The 15,724-nt window shown below is 42.3% G+C and carries 13 protein-coding genes; all 13 read left to right on the top strand.

Features of this window, described 5'->3' with window-relative positions; translation table 11 throughout:
* Window positions 1-313: 313 nt before the first annotated feature.
* The 13 genes from CTER_RS09190 (at window position 314) to CTER_RS09125 (ending at window position 15,630) form a co-directional block, all read left to right on the top strand.
* On the top strand, window positions 314-994 hold the full coding sequence (locus CTER_RS09190; protein ID WP_200859459.1) for a carbohydrate ABC transporter permease: 681 nt from the start codon (window positions 314-316) through the stop codon (window positions 992-994).
* On the top strand, window positions 994-1,815 hold the full coding sequence (locus CTER_RS09185) for a carbohydrate ABC transporter permease (protein ID WP_004625141.1): 822 nt from the start codon (window positions 994-996) through the stop codon (window positions 1,813-1,815). The genes CTER_RS09190 and CTER_RS09185 overlap by 1 nt, the downstream gene beginning before the upstream one ends.
* Window positions 1,816-1,842: 27 nt before the next feature.
* Entirely contained in the window at window positions 1,843-2,808 is a 966-nt protein-coding gene (locus CTER_RS09180; RefSeq protein ID WP_004625214.1) for a sugar phosphate isomerase/epimerase family protein, read from the top strand.
* An 83-nt stretch (window positions 2,809-2,891) separates the two neighbouring features.
* Window positions 2,892-3,854: a glycoside hydrolase family 88 protein gene (locus CTER_RS09175; RefSeq protein WP_004625098.1), complete on the top strand. Its 963-nt coding sequence runs from the start codon at window positions 2,892-2,894 to the stop codon at window positions 3,852-3,854.
* Between the two features lie 50 nt (window positions 3,855-3,904).
* The gene (locus CTER_RS09170) at window positions 3,905-4,843 is read left to right on the top strand and encodes a shikimate dehydrogenase family protein (RefSeq protein WP_004625140.1); all 939 of its coding nucleotides are present in this window, start codon (window positions 3,905-3,907) and stop codon (window positions 4,841-4,843) included.
* Window positions 4,844-4,853: 10 nt separating this feature from the next.
* Window positions 4,854-5,438 (top strand): glucose-6-phosphate isomerase, encoded by a 585-nt coding sequence (locus CTER_RS09165; protein ID WP_004625193.1) that lies wholly within the window; start codon window positions 4,854-4,856, stop codon window positions 5,436-5,438.
* A gap of 26 nt (window positions 5,439-5,464) precedes the next feature.
* Window positions 5,465-6,436, top strand: coding sequence for a phosphoglycerate dehydrogenase (locus CTER_RS09160; RefSeq protein ID WP_004625130.1), 972 nt, complete (start codon window positions 5,465-5,467; stop codon window positions 6,434-6,436).
* A gap of 73 nt (window positions 6,437-6,509) precedes the next feature.
* On the top strand, window positions 6,510-7,154 hold the full coding sequence (locus tag CTER_RS09155; RefSeq protein ID WP_004625171.1) for a bifunctional 2-keto-4-hydroxyglutarate aldolase/2-keto-3-deoxy-6-phosphogluconate aldolase: 645 nt from the start codon (window positions 6,510-6,512) through the stop codon (window positions 7,152-7,154).
* A 4-nt stretch (window positions 7,155-7,158) separates the two neighbouring features.
* Entirely contained in the window at window positions 7,159-8,112 is a 954-nt protein-coding gene (locus tag CTER_RS09150; protein ID WP_004625183.1) for a phosphotriesterase family protein, read from the top strand.
* Window positions 8,113-8,353: 241 nt separating this feature from the next.
* Window positions 8,354-10,153, top strand: a complete 1,800-nt coding sequence (locus CTER_RS09145; RefSeq protein ID WP_004625151.1) for a sensor histidine kinase — start codon at window positions 8,354-8,356, stop codon at window positions 10,151-10,153.
* Between the two features lie 27 nt (window positions 10,154-10,180).
* Window positions 10,181-11,593 carry a response regulator transcription factor gene (locus CTER_RS09140; RefSeq protein WP_004625108.1) on the top strand — a complete coding sequence of 471 codons (1,413 nt, stop codon included), beginning with the start codon at window positions 10,181-10,183 and terminating at the stop codon, window positions 11,591-11,593.
* Between the two features lie 394 nt (window positions 11,594-11,987).
* Window positions 11,988-14,453, top strand: coding sequence for a discoidin domain-containing protein (locus CTER_RS26885; RefSeq protein WP_004625134.1), 2,466 nt, complete (start codon window positions 11,988-11,990; stop codon window positions 14,451-14,453).
* A 319-nt stretch (window positions 14,454-14,772) separates the two neighbouring features.
* Window positions 14,773-15,630 carry a glycoside hydrolase family 16 protein gene (locus CTER_RS09125; RefSeq protein WP_004625159.1) on the top strand — a complete coding sequence of 286 codons (858 nt, stop codon included), beginning with the start codon at window positions 14,773-14,775 and terminating at the stop codon, window positions 15,628-15,630.
* Window positions 15,631-15,724 lie beyond the last annotated feature (94 nt).

Here is a 15,724-nt window from a genome sequence, read left to right as displayed (position 1 = left end):
TACATTAACAATACTTTTAAAAGTGAAGGTGAGATGATTGGTTAAGAATTTAACTTATAAAACCGGACAATCAAGTAAAGGCATTTCATCAAATAAAATAAATTTAGGTACAAAGATAGCGCCCTACATTTTTATATCTCCATATTTTTTAATTTGGATTGCTTTTACCATATTCCCAATACTGTTTACTTTTTATATAAGTCTTACAGAGTGGAATGGTTTTGATAAAAAGATTTTTGTAGGATTACAAAATTATGTACACTTAATAAAGGATGAACGATTTTATAGCGCTTTAGGAAATACTCTTCTATTCATGGTTATGATAATTCCGGTGCAGATTTTTCTCGGAATGGTTATAGCGGCAATGTTAAGCAACAAAAATATGATAGGAAAAAATACCTTCAGATTATTTAATTTTTTACCCTACCTTACAACTCCGGTAGCACTTGGTTTAATATTCGGTATCCTGTTTGATTACCAGTTCGGAAATATTAACGCAGTGCTGTCAGGCTTAGGATTGATTAAAGAGAATATTAACTGGCTTGGAGAACCCTGGCCGTCAAGAATAATGATCAGTTTGATTACAATATGGAGATATTACGGGTATACTTCGATTCTGTTCCTGGCAGGAATAACAAATATTAGTCCTGAGCTTTATGAGGCTGGAGATATAGACGGTGCAAATCCAGTACAGAAGTTTTTCAAAATTACGGTACCTCTGCTTAAACCGGTTTTTATATTTGTAGTTCTTACCACAATGATAGGATGCTTCCAGATATTTGAGGAACCCTTCATGATGTTTACCTCGCAGGGACAGCCTTTGGTGGGCGGACCGGAAAATGCCAGTCTCACCGGCGTTTGGTTGATGTATGACACCGCCTTCGGCACAGTTATGAATTTTGGATACGGATCTACAATAGCATATGGCTTGTTCGTATTCATTGGATTTTTAACCGTTATTGCCAACCATATTATGAAGAGAGGTGAGGACTGATGTCAAAGAAAAAAGGTCTTAATATAATTGGTTTTGTATTGATATTATTGATCTCGGTTGTGGCCATATTACCTTTTTATACAATGTTAATAATGGGAACTTACTATACAAACGACCTCTTTACGGGAATGAAGTTTATTCCGGGAAATTATCTGGGTGAAAATATAAAAACACTTTTTTCCATAGATATTCTGGCTTTCTATAAAAATTCAATCATTGTTGCAGGAGGCTCTGCAATATTAACGGTTATTGTCTGTGCCATGGCCGGATTTGCATTTGCAAAATATAAATTCCTGTTCAAGAAAACATTATTCTCATCTGTAATGGTTACAATGATGATTCCAATGCAGCTGGGACTTGTGGCTTTTGTTATAGAAATGCAGGCCGTAGGCTGGAGAAATTCTCTTCTCCCGTTGATCATACCGCCGGCTGCCAGCGCCTTCGGCGTATTCTGGATGACACAGTTCGCAAGCTCGGCCATTCCGGATGAAGTAATGGAAAGTGCCAGGATAGACGGCTGTAATGAATTTACACTGTTTGTGAAAATAGCACTGCCGTTTATGAGAGCCGCGTGCATGACACTTGCCCTCCTGGCTTTTCTATGGTCATGGAATAATTTATTGACTCCATTGGTTGTAATAAGCAATGAAAGTCTGTATACAATTCCGCTTGGAATCCGCCAGCTTTCCACAACCTTTAGAAATGACACCGCTGCGCAGGTGCTGGGCCTGTCCCTGACAACACTTCCCATACTGCTGCTGTTCTCTGCCTTCTCAAAGAGCTTGATAAGCGGTCTTTCAGCAGCGGCAGTCAAGGGATAAAAAAATCAACCTGGAGGAGGAGTAGCCTTGTTTAATAAATTATCAATCGGCTTATGGGTAATGGACTCCGCATATAATTACGACACTTCAAAGGACGCCGCTCTGCAAAAGCTTGAGAAGGCTTCTGAAATTGAAGGTTTGAACGGAGTCGAACTGGTTTATCCCACACATATTAATGAAAAGAATTACAAAGAGGTAAAGCGGTTTTGCAGTGATAAGAATATTCAGGTAATGTCGGTAAATCCCAATGTCTGGGATGGAGAGGACTTTCAAAAAGGTGCCTTTACCTCCGGAGATCCGGCGGCCCGCAAAAGAGCCGTTGATTACTCCAAAACTGCAGTGGATCTTGGCAAGGAACTGGGAGCGGGGCAAATGTGTCTATGGCCTGGCCAGGATGGGTTTGATTATCCGTTCCAGGATAATTATGAGGATATATGGCAATATGAAATGGATGGCATTAAAGCCGTTGCCGATTATGACAAGAATTACAAAATAGCTATTGAGTACAAGGCAAGAGAACCCAGAAGTCATATTTTACTTGACAGTACCAGTACGGTTCTGATGTTTTCAAAGCTTATAAATGCTGAAAATGCAGGTGTCAATCTCGATTTCGGCCACGCTCTTCTGGCGCGGGAAAATCCGGGAGAAGCAGTGGTTAAAGCAATGAATGCAAATAAGCTCTTTGGAGTCCATATCAACGACAATTACGGAAGTACCGATGAGGATATGATTTTCGCATCGGTGCATCACATAGAAACCCTCGAATTTATTTATTATCTCAAAAAGTTGAAATATGACGGATGGATATCGCAGGAATTCGATGCGAGGAAGGTAGATCCCATAAAAGCCTGCAGTCATTGTTTCAACACTTTGAAAGTATTTGAGGATATAGCAGATAAAATAGATATGAAAGCACTGCTGGAGGCACAAAAAAATTCGGATTCCCTGGAAAGTCAAAAGATAATTGCCAGAGCAATGCTCGTGGCCAATTAACCTCCTTTATTCGCCACATTGCGATAAAGGATATAAGTTTTCATTACATTTTGTGGCCACAAATGTGGCTCATGGAGGTTAATATGGAAAATGATAGTGTAATCCGGAAAGTAAAACAGGCTCTTTTGAGTATGCAAAGATATTCCTGGGAGCAGGGAGTGGCAGCACAGGCATTTTTGGAAATGGGAGAAAAAGAGCTGGTGATTCAGATGTCAAAAGCAGCAGTGCTGAACCAGCTTGCGGATGGCAGGCTTGCCGCAATCGGAAATATATCGGCTGTAACCGATCCTGCCGGGATCGGTGAAGCTGTGCTCTATGCCTCGGAAGTGACCAAAGACCCTGAACTGGGCTCTGCAGTACAAAAACTTTTAAATTGGTTGTTGGAAAAGGCTCCAAGGAACAGGGACGGAATAATATATCATGTCATAGAAAAACCACAGATGTGGGTCGATTCCTTTTATATGTCTCCGCCTTTCCTATCTGCCGCAGGCTATCATCAGGAGGCCCTGAAACAAATAAAAGGTTACATCTCTCTTCTTTATAATCCTGAAAAAAAGTTGTTTTCACATATATGGGATGAGAGTAAAAACGACTTTGCCAGAAAAGACTTCTGGGGGGTGGGAAACGGATGGGCCCTGGCCGGGATCACAAGAGTTATTGCCACGCTTCCCGAAGAATTTAACGCCGAAAAGAATGAACTGATAAACTTTGTTAAAACGGTACTGGACTCCTGTTTGGGCCATATGAGAACAGACGGACTTTTTCATGATGTCCTGGACAACAAGGATTCCTTTATAGAAACCAACCTGGCCCAGATGGCGGCTTATACCATTTACAGGGGAATGAAGGCCGGCTGGCTCGGCGATGTGTACCTGACCTTTGCAGAAACCATGAGAAATGCTGCACATGCCAAAGTGGACGACCTCGGATTTGTTCAGGGTGTGTGCGGTGCACCTTTCTTTGACAGACCGGGGATAGCAGCCGAAGGGCAGTCCTTCTTCCTGCTAATGGAGGCAGCGGCACAGGAATTTTACAAATCTCGTTGATATATAACCACAATTTATATACAAAATTTATAGACAGGAAGGCGGTTTATATGGAATTTACCAGCGCAACGCAGCCTACAATGTATTTTATAGGCGTTACAACAACAAAATCATCTATTATGAAAGTCTTTCCTCTATGGGCGGAGGAACTTGGTTTAAAGGATGCGATTATAAAGGGAATAGATATTGAAATTCATGCCGATCCGCAAAAATACCGTGATACCGTAGAGTTTATCAAAAACGACAAACTGTCGCTTGGAGCTTTGGTCACCACCCATAAAATAGATTTATATAATGCAGCCAGGGGAAGCTTCGAATATCTTGATACATACGCCGAAATGTTCGAAGAATTGTCCTCCATCTCCAAAAAGGACGGAAGGTTGGAAGGTTATGCAAAGGACCCTATTTCCAGCGGTTTGGCTATGGACAACTTTATTCCGGAAAACTTCTGGAAGGAGCATGGCGGCGAGGTATTGATAATGGGAGCAGGCGGAAGTGCCCTGGCCATAAGTTCATATCTCATGAAAAAGGAACACGGGGATAATATTCCCTCCAAAATAATTATTACCAACAGAAGCCGGGAAAGGCTGGATTCTGCAAAAGCCAAGCTGGACGGCATGCACCCCGGCGTAAAGCTGGAGTACTATTTATGCCCCGAAGCAAAGGATAACGATGAAGTAATGAAAAATATGAAGCCATATTCTTTAATAATAAATGCGACAGGGCTGGGCAAGGACAGGCCAGGGTCACCTCTTACCGACGGATGCCTGTTTCCTGAAAACAGCCTTGTATGGGAACTCAATTACCGCGGTGACCTGAAATTTATGGTTCAGGCCGGGGAACAAAAGGAAAAGCGCAATTTATTTATTGAGGACGGATGGATCTATTTTATACATGGCTGGACTCAGGTTATATCAGAAGTATTCCATGTTGATATAAAAGGTGAAAAACTCGAAAGACTGGAAAAACTTGCAAACAGTTTAAGGTGAGGTGATATATATGGATGACATTGAGACAAACTGGGATCAGGCGTTTACTGTTGATTTTGATTTGATTAACGGGCTGTCCGGCACTAAAAACTCTACCAAAAGAAAGCTGTCCCAGATGAAAAATATGTTCTCGGATACCGGGGCATGTAAAGCTGTTTTGGAGAAAGATGATCCCGTAATATATGAATTTTATGAGCTGGGAGCTCCGGAAAATTCAGGAGATCTGGCTTTTGGCACAAGCATTACCTACCCCGGAAAGGTAGGCAACGAATATTACATGACAAAAGGACATTTTCACAGTATTCTTGAAACAGCCGAAGTGTATTATTGTTTAAGCGGACAGGGATATATGCTTCTGGAAAATCCGGAGGGGGACTGGAAACTGGAGGAACTTACCCCCGGAAAAGCCGTTTACGTTCCGCAGAGATATGCACATAGAAGTATCAATACGGGAAAAGAACCCTTTATTACCTTCTTTACCTTCAGAGCAGACGCCGGACATGATTATAAAACCATCGAGACAAAAGGCTACAGAAAGATAGTCGTTGAAGAGAACGGCGTACCTGTAGTCCGTGATAATCCAAAATGGGATTAAAAATTGAATATGAAAAGGGTGAGTTTATGAAGATTTTGGTTACACCGACTTCATTAGGAAACAATAAAAATTCTGAAGCTGTCAGGCTGATAGAGGATTTTGCCGATGAGGTCGTATTCAATCCCTATGGCCATCCGCTGACTGAAGAAGAACTGATTCCGCTGCTGGATGGTGTTGACGGGTATATTGCGGGTCTTGATTATATAACTGAAAATGTAATAAAAAAAGCTCCGGATAGTTTAAAAGTAATTTCCAGATACGGAGTCGGTTTTGAAAGAGTTGATATCAGGGCGGCCGGAGAAAGAGGTATCCTTGTTGCAAACACACCGGGCGCCAACTCGGAATCGGTTGCAGATATGGCAATAGGGCTGATGATAGCTGTTGCCAGGAAAATAACCTTTCTGGATTCCCAGGTTAAAACTGAAAAATGGCCCAGAACCTCCGGCAAGGAAATATTCAAAAAGACAATGGGGATTCTTGGGCTCGGAGCCATAGGAAAAGCAGTGGCACTGCGCGCCAGGGGGTTTTCAATGAATATCCTTGCCTATGATCCCTATTTTGATGAGAATTTTGCAAATGAACACAATATCAGGAAATGTACTTTGCAAGAAGTAATAAGCCAGTCTGATTTCATATCTTTACATCTTCCAATTACAGAAAGCACTCTTAATATCATAGATGAAAATGCCATTAGCCGGATGAAGGACGGAGTAATTATTATTAATACTTCAAGAGGCGGCCTCATAAATGAGCAGGCAGCATATGACGGATTGAAATCGGGAAAAATCGGAGGGATGGGCCTGGATGCATTCGATAAGGAACCTCCGGGAATATCCCCTCTGTTTGAATTTGATAATGTAATAGCAACACCCCACGCCGGAGCACATACCAGTGAGGCAGTTGAAAAGATGGCTCTGATGTCGGCGCAGAACGTGATAGATATCCTGTCAGGGAAGGACTGCCGTTTTATTGTAAACGGGTGTTATATACAAAAATAGTTAACTTTCAAGCCGTTTCGAGCATATTGCATGCTGGAGGCTCGAAAGATTCCAGTAACGTGTGGAGGGTATTATGAAAACAAAAAGTGAAATTATCAAAAGTATTAAAGAGGCCGGACTGGTTGCCGTCATAAGAGCAGAAAGTGCCGGGGAGGCTTCAAAAATAATTGAGGCCTGTGTCAAGGGCGGTGTTACTTCAATTGAAATAACTTTTACCGTACCGGGTGCTGAAAATATAATTAAAGAATTGACAGCCGGCTATGATGCCTCAAAAGTACTTATCGGCGCAGGAACAGTGCTGGATTCGGAAACTGCCAGAATAGCCATATTGTCTGGTGCACAATACATTGTAAGTCCCTGCTTCGATTCCGAAACAGCGAAATTATGCGGGAGATATAACATAGCTTATATTCCGGGAGCAATGACAATAAAGGAGACGGTGCAATGTATGGAGGCAGGTGCCGAAATTGTGAAGATATTCCCCGGAGAATTGTTCGGACCTAAGATCATAAAAGCAATCAAGGGACCTCTGCCCCATGCACAGCTTATGCCTACAGGGGGAGTCAGTGCTGAAAATGTTGCGGAATGGATCAAGGCAGGAGCCGTAGCTGTGGGCGCAGGAGGCAGTCTGACAGCAGGTGCCAGGACAGGTGATTTTGATGCAATAGCCCGGACTGCTGAAGAATTTATTAAAAGAATCAAACTGGCGAGGGAATGATTTTATGATCCAAACAGTATCAGGCAGTATAAACCGGCATGAGTTGGGTTATTGCCAGTGTCATGAGCATTTGTTTATACGAAGGGGCAAATCCTATGATATCAACCGGGCACTATATATGGATGACCTGGATAAGTCGACCCGGGAACTGCTCCTGTACAAAGAGTCGGGCGGGAGAGGCATTGTGGATGCCCAGCCTGTGGGCTGCGGAAGGATGGCCGATTATCTCCTGAGAGCATCACAAGCTTCGGGAGTTAATATTATTGCATCTACCGGATTTCATAAACTTGTGTTCTATGAAGCTGACCATTGGATTTATAAAATAAGTCAGAACCAATTGACACAGCTGTTCCTGGACGAAATACAAATCGGAATGTTTGCTGACGGCGACTCCGGAGAGCCCCTGCTAAGGACCGACGCTAAGGCTGGAATCATTAAGACGGCAGCTGAGGGGAACGGTGTGGACGATAAACACAAAAAACTGTTTTCCTCGGCAGCAGAAGCTTCGCTGCTGACGGGTGCACCTGTCATGTGTCATATGGAGAACAGAAATGATGCATTAAGCGTGGTACGGTTTCTTACCGATTTAAAGGTTCCTGCATCCGGTATTATATTATGCCACCTGGACCGTGCATTTTATGATCCCTCCTTTCATATTGAGATGGTTCAGGCCGGGGTTTTTCTGGAGTATGATACCATCGGAAGACCTAAGTACCACAGTGATGAAAAAGAAATAGAATTGCTCCTGAAACTTATTGGTACCGGATACGCTTCACATATCCTGATTGGTCTCGATACCACAAACCAGCGCCTGTCAAGCTATGGCGGAATGATTGGACTGGACTACATTCTCAATGATTTTATATTTAAGATGCTTAATGCAGGCATATCAAGGCAGGAGATAAATAAATTGACCTGTGAGAATCCTGCAAAAGCTCTGTCAATGAGAGTCGCCTGATATTGATAACACTATACGGATATAAAGTTTTTTATTGCTGTCCGATTGCCGGGCAGTAATATTTTTATGCCCTCCCAATGAATGTTAAGGAAAATTATGCCGACATACAGGTTGTAATAAACTCCGCTGAACTGATATGATATACTAAACATAACGAGACAATAGATGTCCTCCATCTTTGCCTCGTTGAAACGCGCAAAGGTTATAAGTTATAATACTGAGTTACCCATTGGGAGGGAATATGAGGTTTTTTAAAAAATTACCCATTACCACGCAGCTTATAATTAACGGAGTGCTGACTCTGATTGTATTGATAGCCATATTGTCCCAGTCTTACTATAGCATTTCGGATATAATGGTAAGAAAAAATAAGAATTATACCGCCGAAATGACTTCAACCATCCAGTATAGTGTTGCAAGATACACACAGGAATTGAGAAGCATCCTGCAGAATATCGGATATGATACAAATACACAAAAAATATATTCAAGCAATTCCCTGATGGATTCCTACACTGCAGGACAGGCTCTGACGGTTATGGCAGGTAACATGGTAAATATCAAGAAGGACATATTTGATATTGCTATAATCGGTGAGAACGGAAAGTATTTTACAATGAACGGCAATTATGATGTTGTACGGGATCTTATGAAGTCGGTTCCCGACGATGGGAAAATCTATAATACCGGCTTTGAAAAGCTGAATATATTCAATAAGGACAGTAAAATGTTCTTCATGTTCGGGATGTACTTTTACTCCTCCTACGATTCCGAATCTTTTGCCAAAAAGCTTGGCTTTACCTCAATAATGGTTGATCTAAACTCCATTTTCAATGAAATAAACAAAATATCAAACAATACCGAAATCAAATATTACCTGATGGATAAAAACGGGATGCTGTATGCACCTAAAGACCCGCTGGGCATTAACAACAACCAGGGGATCAAGGATTTGCTGTTCAACCAGAAAAACAGTTCCTCCCAGCAGATTATTGAAATAAACGGGTACAAATACATTGTTAATGTGAGTAATATTCCTGAAATCGAGGGCAAAATAGTAAGCTTTGTTCAGGAAAAACAGTTGTTTTCGGAGATTGATCAAACAAGGGCCAGGATACTTAAAATTTTTTCCATGTCCATAATCATAATATGTCTTTTATTCTTTTTCACAATAAATAATATTACAAAGCCCATTCAGAAACTCATATTCTTTATGAACAATATTAAATCAGGAAGTATAAAGGATCTGAGGAAGAAGGTAAAACTTGAGGGAAGCTCGGAAATAAATATTCTGGAATATGAGTTTAACAGTATGATGAATGAAATAAATAACCTGACCAGGCGTCTGTTTGAAACCAGCTCAAAGCTCTACGAGGTGGAACTGCAGAAGGACAAGGCCGAGCTTGCATATCTGAGAAGCCAGATAAATCCCCATTTCCTGTATAACACGCTGGAGGTTATGAAGGGCATATCTCTTGAAGAGGGTGTGGACAAACTGTATGAGATGTCAAAGGCGCTGGCGCTTATATTCCGGTATAGTGCAAACGGGTCAAATATTGTGAAGTTGAACGATGAAATCAACATTATCCGTGCTTACATTCAGATACACATAATAAGATTCGGCAGCAGACTTGAAGCCAACTTTGATTTTGAGGAGAGGACACTGGATGCAGATATTCTCAAAATGATTTTGCAGCCCCTTGTGGAAAATGCCATCTACCATGGAATTGAGCCAAAAAGGGATAAGGGTATTCTGTGGGTGGGAAGTAAGTTCGAAGACGGCAAGCTTCTCATATGGGTGGAGGACAACGGTCTGGGAATAGATCAGGCAAAGCTTGACAGCATAAAACTCAAGCTGGCCGAATCTCCTCATATATTATCTGAACAAAAACAGGACAGAACCATGGGTGACAGCATAGGTATATATAATGTAAATAATAGATTGAAGCTTACATACGGAATCCAACATGGGTTGAATATTGAAAGCAGGAAGGGTGAGGGCACAAGAGTCACAATTACCATTCCGGGGATAGGGGTTTAAATGTGTGATAGAAGAGGCGGAGGGTGTATGTATAAGGTTTTGATTGTTGATGATGAGGAGTTTATTGTTAAAAGCCTGCTTATGGGCACTGACTGGAACAGCTGCGGCTTTGAAGTTGCAGGCAGTGCCAGGGACGGTGTTGAGGCCTATGAGAAGATTTGCCGGATAAAACCGGACCTTGTTTTTACCGACATTCGCATGCCGGGCATGAGCGGACTTGAGCTTATCAAAAATATCCAGGCAATTCACAAGGATATTCTGTTTGTTGTTATAAGCGGATATGCGGAATTTGCATATGCCAGAAAGGCTCTTGACTACGGGGCTGTGGGGTATTGCCTGAAACCCTTTGATGATGAAGAGATCACTAAAGTTCTCAAGAAGGCCGCCAAAATACTTATCAATGGCGGAAGAAAAGAAAAGCCCGACATAATTCCTCTGCTGGAGGAAGAAACCCCCGAAGCCCGGCACCAGTTGGACTCATACTTCACATCCAATGGAATAGCCGAGGGTGACAAGATTGTTATTGTTGCTTCCATAGGCAAGGAGCTTACCTTTGAAAATAAGCAATATACCGCTATAAAGACAGGAAGCAGTAAAACAATTTATATTGGAAAATACGAGGACTTCAGCAGCATAGCCCACAGTATTGAAACAATTCCGGAAGGGGTCAAGGGTGTCGGAATATACGAAGGAGCGTACTCCGCATTTAGCATGAGGAAATACATAGACGAGGCCTTTACACTGGCATATCAGTTTTTCACCACCGGTACCAGAAAAATTACTAACGGAATTAACGGCAATAATATTGATATTGAGACTTTAATGGTAAAATATGAAAATGCTTTTACAAAGATGGATTTAAGCGAACTGGTCAGGCATCTGGACAATTTTTATAAAAACGCTGTTGACGGCAGGCTGTCAATAAAGCATGCCATGAATATTTTCAACAGCTATGTTAAATTCAGTATCAGGAATCTGGGCGAGGACTGTTATGAGGAATATGTCTATAACTTTGATGATCTATGTTATTTATTTATAGATATGTATACCATGGTTGAATATATAAAAGAAAAAATTACAGGGTTTATGGGAACTAACATTAATGTTCTTACAGATGAAGTACGCAATGAGTATTTTAAGAAGATCATCAATTACATAAATCAAAACTTTTTCAAGGATATATCCATCAGAAGTCTGGCCCAGGATTTTGTCATCAATCCAAACTATATAAGTCAGCTTTTCAGAAAAGAGCTGGGAATGACCTTCACCGATTATATTACTAAAATGAGAATGAATTATGCAAAGGAGCTTCTGCAGAAGACGGAATACTCCCAGGGCGAAATAGCTGCAAAATGCGGATATTCGGACTATTTTTACTTTATCAGAGTTTTTAAAAAAACCACCGGAGTAACGCCCGGACAATTCAGGCACAAAGAATAGCATAAAACTTTGTGTGTTTGTGCTAATTGAAACTTTGTTTTGGGTGCGTCCTTATTGCATGAAGTTAGTACGGAAGTTACCAGTTGATATAAAAAAATTACACAGGTAAAGCAAAAATTAAATTAACTTGCACAACGCGTTAAATCAGTTTGAATGTGTTAGCTTAATAATACATAAAAGTAATTATATGGATTGTAATTAGTTGTTTATGGATTAAAACCAGAACTCAAAGAAGTTTATACAAACTTCTTATTTTTTTTGCATTTTTTTAAATATATTATCTAATTCTGGTTCATATAAAAACCGGACCTATTGAGGTAGTATAAAAGTAAAAGGAGAACAGGCACTTTAATGCTAGTGTTAAATTATTGTTTGGAGAATGGAGGATAGTAGTATGAGAATTTTTAATTCAAGGCATCGGGCAAGTTTTGAAAAGGTATTTACTCTTTTGATGATTGTGTGCTTGATTACTACGGTAATACCATTGGCAGGTAATGCTGACACTGCAGGTGCGGCAGCTTACCCCGAATGGAATGCAACCACAGCATATCCCGCAAACAGTATTGTCACCCACAATCGTGCCACCTGGCAGGCTAAATGGTATACTGTAAACGAAGAACCCGTGGATGTTCTGGGAAATGCATGGACGTGCATAATTCCGGCACCGCCCATTCCGCCTGCACCTGCTGAGAATCCGGGCGGATACGATTCACCGGCGGTATTTTTTGATGACTTTAATATGTATTCAACCAGTTCCGACCAGTCACTAATCGATTTCGGATATGAGGTCAGTGACAGGACAGGAGGTCCCGGCCCCGGAGGCTGTGTATGGTCCAAAAACAATGTATCCTTTGTGCCCAATCCGGAGAAATCGTCCGACAAACTTCTCAGACTTACAGCCACAACCAACGGTCAGGGAAATAATACCGTACAGGCTGAACTTTTGGCTCCCCGGCAGTTTTTATACGGAACCTATTCGGCCAGGGTAAAGTTTTCCGATGCTCCGGCATACGGCGCTGACGGAGACCAGGTGGTCCAGACCTTCTATACAATATCACCCTACACACTTGCAAACAGTACCGATTATGGAGAGATGGACTTTGAATACCTGCCTAACGGCGGATGGGGAAAAGATACCAGCACCATGTGGAACACTACCTGGGATACCGGCAGTGACAGAGTGACCCAGGCTACAAGCCAGAGCTTCAACGGCTGGTATATCTGCTCAATACAGTGCTCCAGCTCGGAGGTCAAATATTATATCAACGGTTCTCTGGTTGCCTCACACAGCGGCAAATATGTTCCCACCACACCAATGTTCCTGTCCTTCAATGAATGGTTCATAGATGGAGTATGGGCTGGAGGCAGCAGTCAGAGGGCTTATATCCAGGATGTTGACTGGGTGTACTATGCCAAGGACAAGCTTATGACTCCCGCGCAAACAGAAGCAAATGTCAATTACTACAGGAATAATTCCGTATCCAGAAAAGACACCGTTAAGAATTCGGCTGCCAATAACGGACCAAAGGCTGCCATACTTTCAGCGGATAACCCGGTAAATTCCGGCAGTTATACCATAACTGCAAAGGTGCTTCCAAACAGTGCCGCAACCTCCATAAATATTTATGAAGGCAGCAGCAGGGTGCTAACACAGGCAGTTTCACCAAACTCCTCCCAGGAGCAGACCTTTACATATAATGTAAACGGCAAGGGGAATGGAATATACAGTTATAGAGCCGACCTGTCCAATTCATCGGGAACTACCCAGAGCACGACCACCACTGTTCAGGTAACCCAGTCCTCCGGAAGTACTTTGCTACCTGCATCCATTGGTGTAGACAATGCAAATAATACCGGCAATTATACAGTAACTGTTACCGCTCCTGCAAATAACAGTGCAACCAGCCTCAAACTGTACGAAACGGCAGGCGGAACCACAAATGCAGTCCTGAGCAAAACAATTACGCCAAATTCGCCGGCAGTGCAAACCTTCACTTATACGGCGGCAAATAAACCTGCCGGAACCTACACTTACAGGGCTGAATTGTCCAATCCGGGGGGAAACACCGCACAGAGCACCAATCTTACCGTAACAGTGACCTCGGCTCCTGTTTTAAGAGCTCCGGCCGTTTCAGCCGACAGTACGAACAATACCGGCAATTATAACATCACGGTCAGTGTTCCGGCATACAACAGTGCAACAGGAGTGAAGCTGTTTGAAACAGCGGGTAATGCTACAAGTACGGTTTTGGACAAACCCCTTGCAGTGAATTCCTCCACTGTACAAACCTTCAGTTTTCCAGCTGCAGGAAAAGCACAGGGAACCTATACCTATAGGGCTGAGGTGGCCGATACAGCCGGAAATACCTTGCAGAGCAATACAGTAACAGTCACTGTAAATCAGAACACCGGAGGCAACACCGATAACGTGGCACTGGGAAAGAGTGTGACCTCAAGCACGTATATAGCAAACAGTTCGGTAATTACCGATGCCGACAAGGCCACCTACAATCTGGCCGGTGTCGGGGAAGGCCTGCAGTGGATACAGATCGATCTGGGCCGGAGCTATAACATAAATACCATAAAGCAGTGGCACTATTACGGTGACGGAAGGCAGTACCATGATGTCATAGTCAAGGTATCCAATGATCCGGACTTCAAAACAGGAGTCACCACGGTTTTCAATAACGATAACGACAACAGTGCCGGCTTCGGTGCGGGAACAGACAGTGAATATTCCGAGAGCAGCAGCGGAAAAACCATTAACTTCAACACTGTAAATGCCCGTTATGTGAGACTGTATGTCAATGGAAACAATGTAAATCCATATAACCACTTTGTTGAAGTAGAAGTGTATTAGAAAATGCAGCCGCTGCCAGGCCATATTTGAAGCGGCTGTGGTGAGAAATAACCTTATGTATGGACTGAAATTAGAAATATATATAATGCAAACAGGGAGGAGGGATGGAACCGCCTCCCTGTTTGCATATATACGGGTTTGCCGGTTTGCGTCTATTCAGGGGTTCTTGCGGAAGCAGGTTCAATCCTTTTGATCTAAGAATAGTGTATATAATTTATAAGTTTATTAAATATGAATTCAATTATGTAAATGCTAGACTTATTCCGGCAGGCACTTTTACCGTGCAAAACGAGTTATATTAAAAAAAGGAGAGGTTGCTATGGCACAAGGGAAAATGGAACAGACGGAAGATATACAAATATTGTTTGATGATTTTGACTATACCGGCCCGGAAGACAAAAAACTTGCCGGTTTCAAGTGGTCCGTAAAGGAGGGCATTGCCGGTCCTGGACCTGTGGGCTGCAGCTGGTCCAGAGATAATATCAGTTTTATAAGTGATCCGGAAAACAGCAAAAATAAAATCATGAGACTCAGTGCTTCCACCGACGGTACTGCTTCAGGCTGCAGCCATGCCGAGATACTTCACGAAACAAAATACTTTGAGGGAACTTACGCCGCAAGGGTAAGATTTTCCGACAAGCCTCAGGCCGGAGAAAACGGAGATAAGATTAACGAGACATTCTTTACAATATCGCCCCTCAGATATGCAAATGATCCCCTGTACAGCGAATGTGATTTTGAGTATCTCGCCAATGGCGGCTGGGACAGAGAAGGGGCTACGATGTGGCTTACCTCGTGGCATACATATGAGGATTTCCCCGATTTTAAAATGGATAACATAAATAATGCAATAGGTGAAAGCCATGAAGGCTGGCATGTTTTGGTATGCGTGGCAGCCGCAGGTGAGGTAAAGTACTATATAGACGGTGTGCTGAGGGCTGTTCATGGGGAAAGGTTTTATCCCAGAGCCTTAATGAATATTTCATTCAACCTCTGGTTTTTAAACGAAGAGGGCGCTTTATTGCCGGAAGGCGGTAAAAGAACCTACACCATGGATGTTGACTGGGTCTTTCATTCGGCAAATCAAATAATGACTTCAGAGGAGATTGCAGATTGTGTCAATGCCTATAGGACCCGTGGAATAAAGCGGTTTGATTCGGTTAATGGAAATACGTGACATGGACTGAAATTAGAAAAAATGCGGCATTTTCACTCTTAGCAGCTGAATTATCTAATGATAATACATACTTTAACTAAGCTGTGTTTATGGT

The organism is Ruminiclostridium cellobioparum subsp. termitidis CT1112 (genome assembly GCF_000350485.1).
Lineage (GTDB): Bacteria > Bacillota > Clostridia > Acetivibrionales > DSM-1351 > Ruminiclostridium > Ruminiclostridium termitidis.
This window is presented reverse-complemented; position numbering and strand designations above follow the sequence as displayed.

Excerpts from the sequence above, each read along its gene's own strand:
- CTER_RS09190 (WP_200859459.1), top strand. The coding sequence starts at position 314 with ATGGTTATGATAATTCCGGTGCAGATTTTTCTCGGAATGGTTATAGCG.
- CTER_RS09185 (WP_004625141.1), top strand. The coding sequence starts at position 994 with ATGTCAAAGAAAAAAGGTCTTAATATAATTGGTTTTGTATTGATATTA.
- CTER_RS09175 (WP_004625098.1), top strand. The coding sequence starts at position 2,892 with ATGGAAAATGATAGTGTAATCCGGAAAGTAAAACAGGCTCTTTTGAGT.
- CTER_RS09170 (WP_004625140.1), top strand. The coding sequence starts at position 3,905 with ATGGAATTTACCAGCGCAACGCAGCCTACAATGTATTTTATAGGCGTT.
- CTER_RS09165 (WP_004625193.1), top strand. The coding sequence starts at position 4,854 with ATGGATGACATTGAGACAAACTGGGATCAGGCGTTTACTGTTGATTTT.
- CTER_RS09160 (WP_004625130.1), top strand. The coding sequence starts at position 5,465 with ATGAAGATTTTGGTTACACCGACTTCATTAGGAAACAATAAAAATTCT.
- CTER_RS09155 (WP_004625171.1), top strand. The coding sequence starts at position 6,510 with ATGAAAACAAAAAGTGAAATTATCAAAAGTATTAAAGAGGCCGGACTG.
- CTER_RS09150 (WP_004625183.1), top strand. The coding sequence starts at position 7,159 with ATGATCCAAACAGTATCAGGCAGTATAAACCGGCATGAGTTGGGTTAT.
- CTER_RS09145 (WP_004625151.1), top strand. The coding sequence starts at position 8,354 with ATGAGGTTTTTTAAAAAATTACCCATTACCACGCAGCTTATAATTAAC.
- CTER_RS09140 (WP_004625108.1), top strand. The coding sequence starts at position 10,181 with ATGTATAAGGTTTTGATTGTTGATGATGAGGAGTTTATTGTTAAAAGC.
- CTER_RS26885 (WP_004625134.1), top strand. The coding sequence starts at position 11,988 with ATGAGAATTTTTAATTCAAGGCATCGGGCAAGTTTTGAAAAGGTATTT.
- CTER_RS09125 (WP_004625159.1), top strand. The coding sequence starts at position 14,773 with ATGGCACAAGGGAAAATGGAACAGACGGAAGATATACAAATATTGTTT.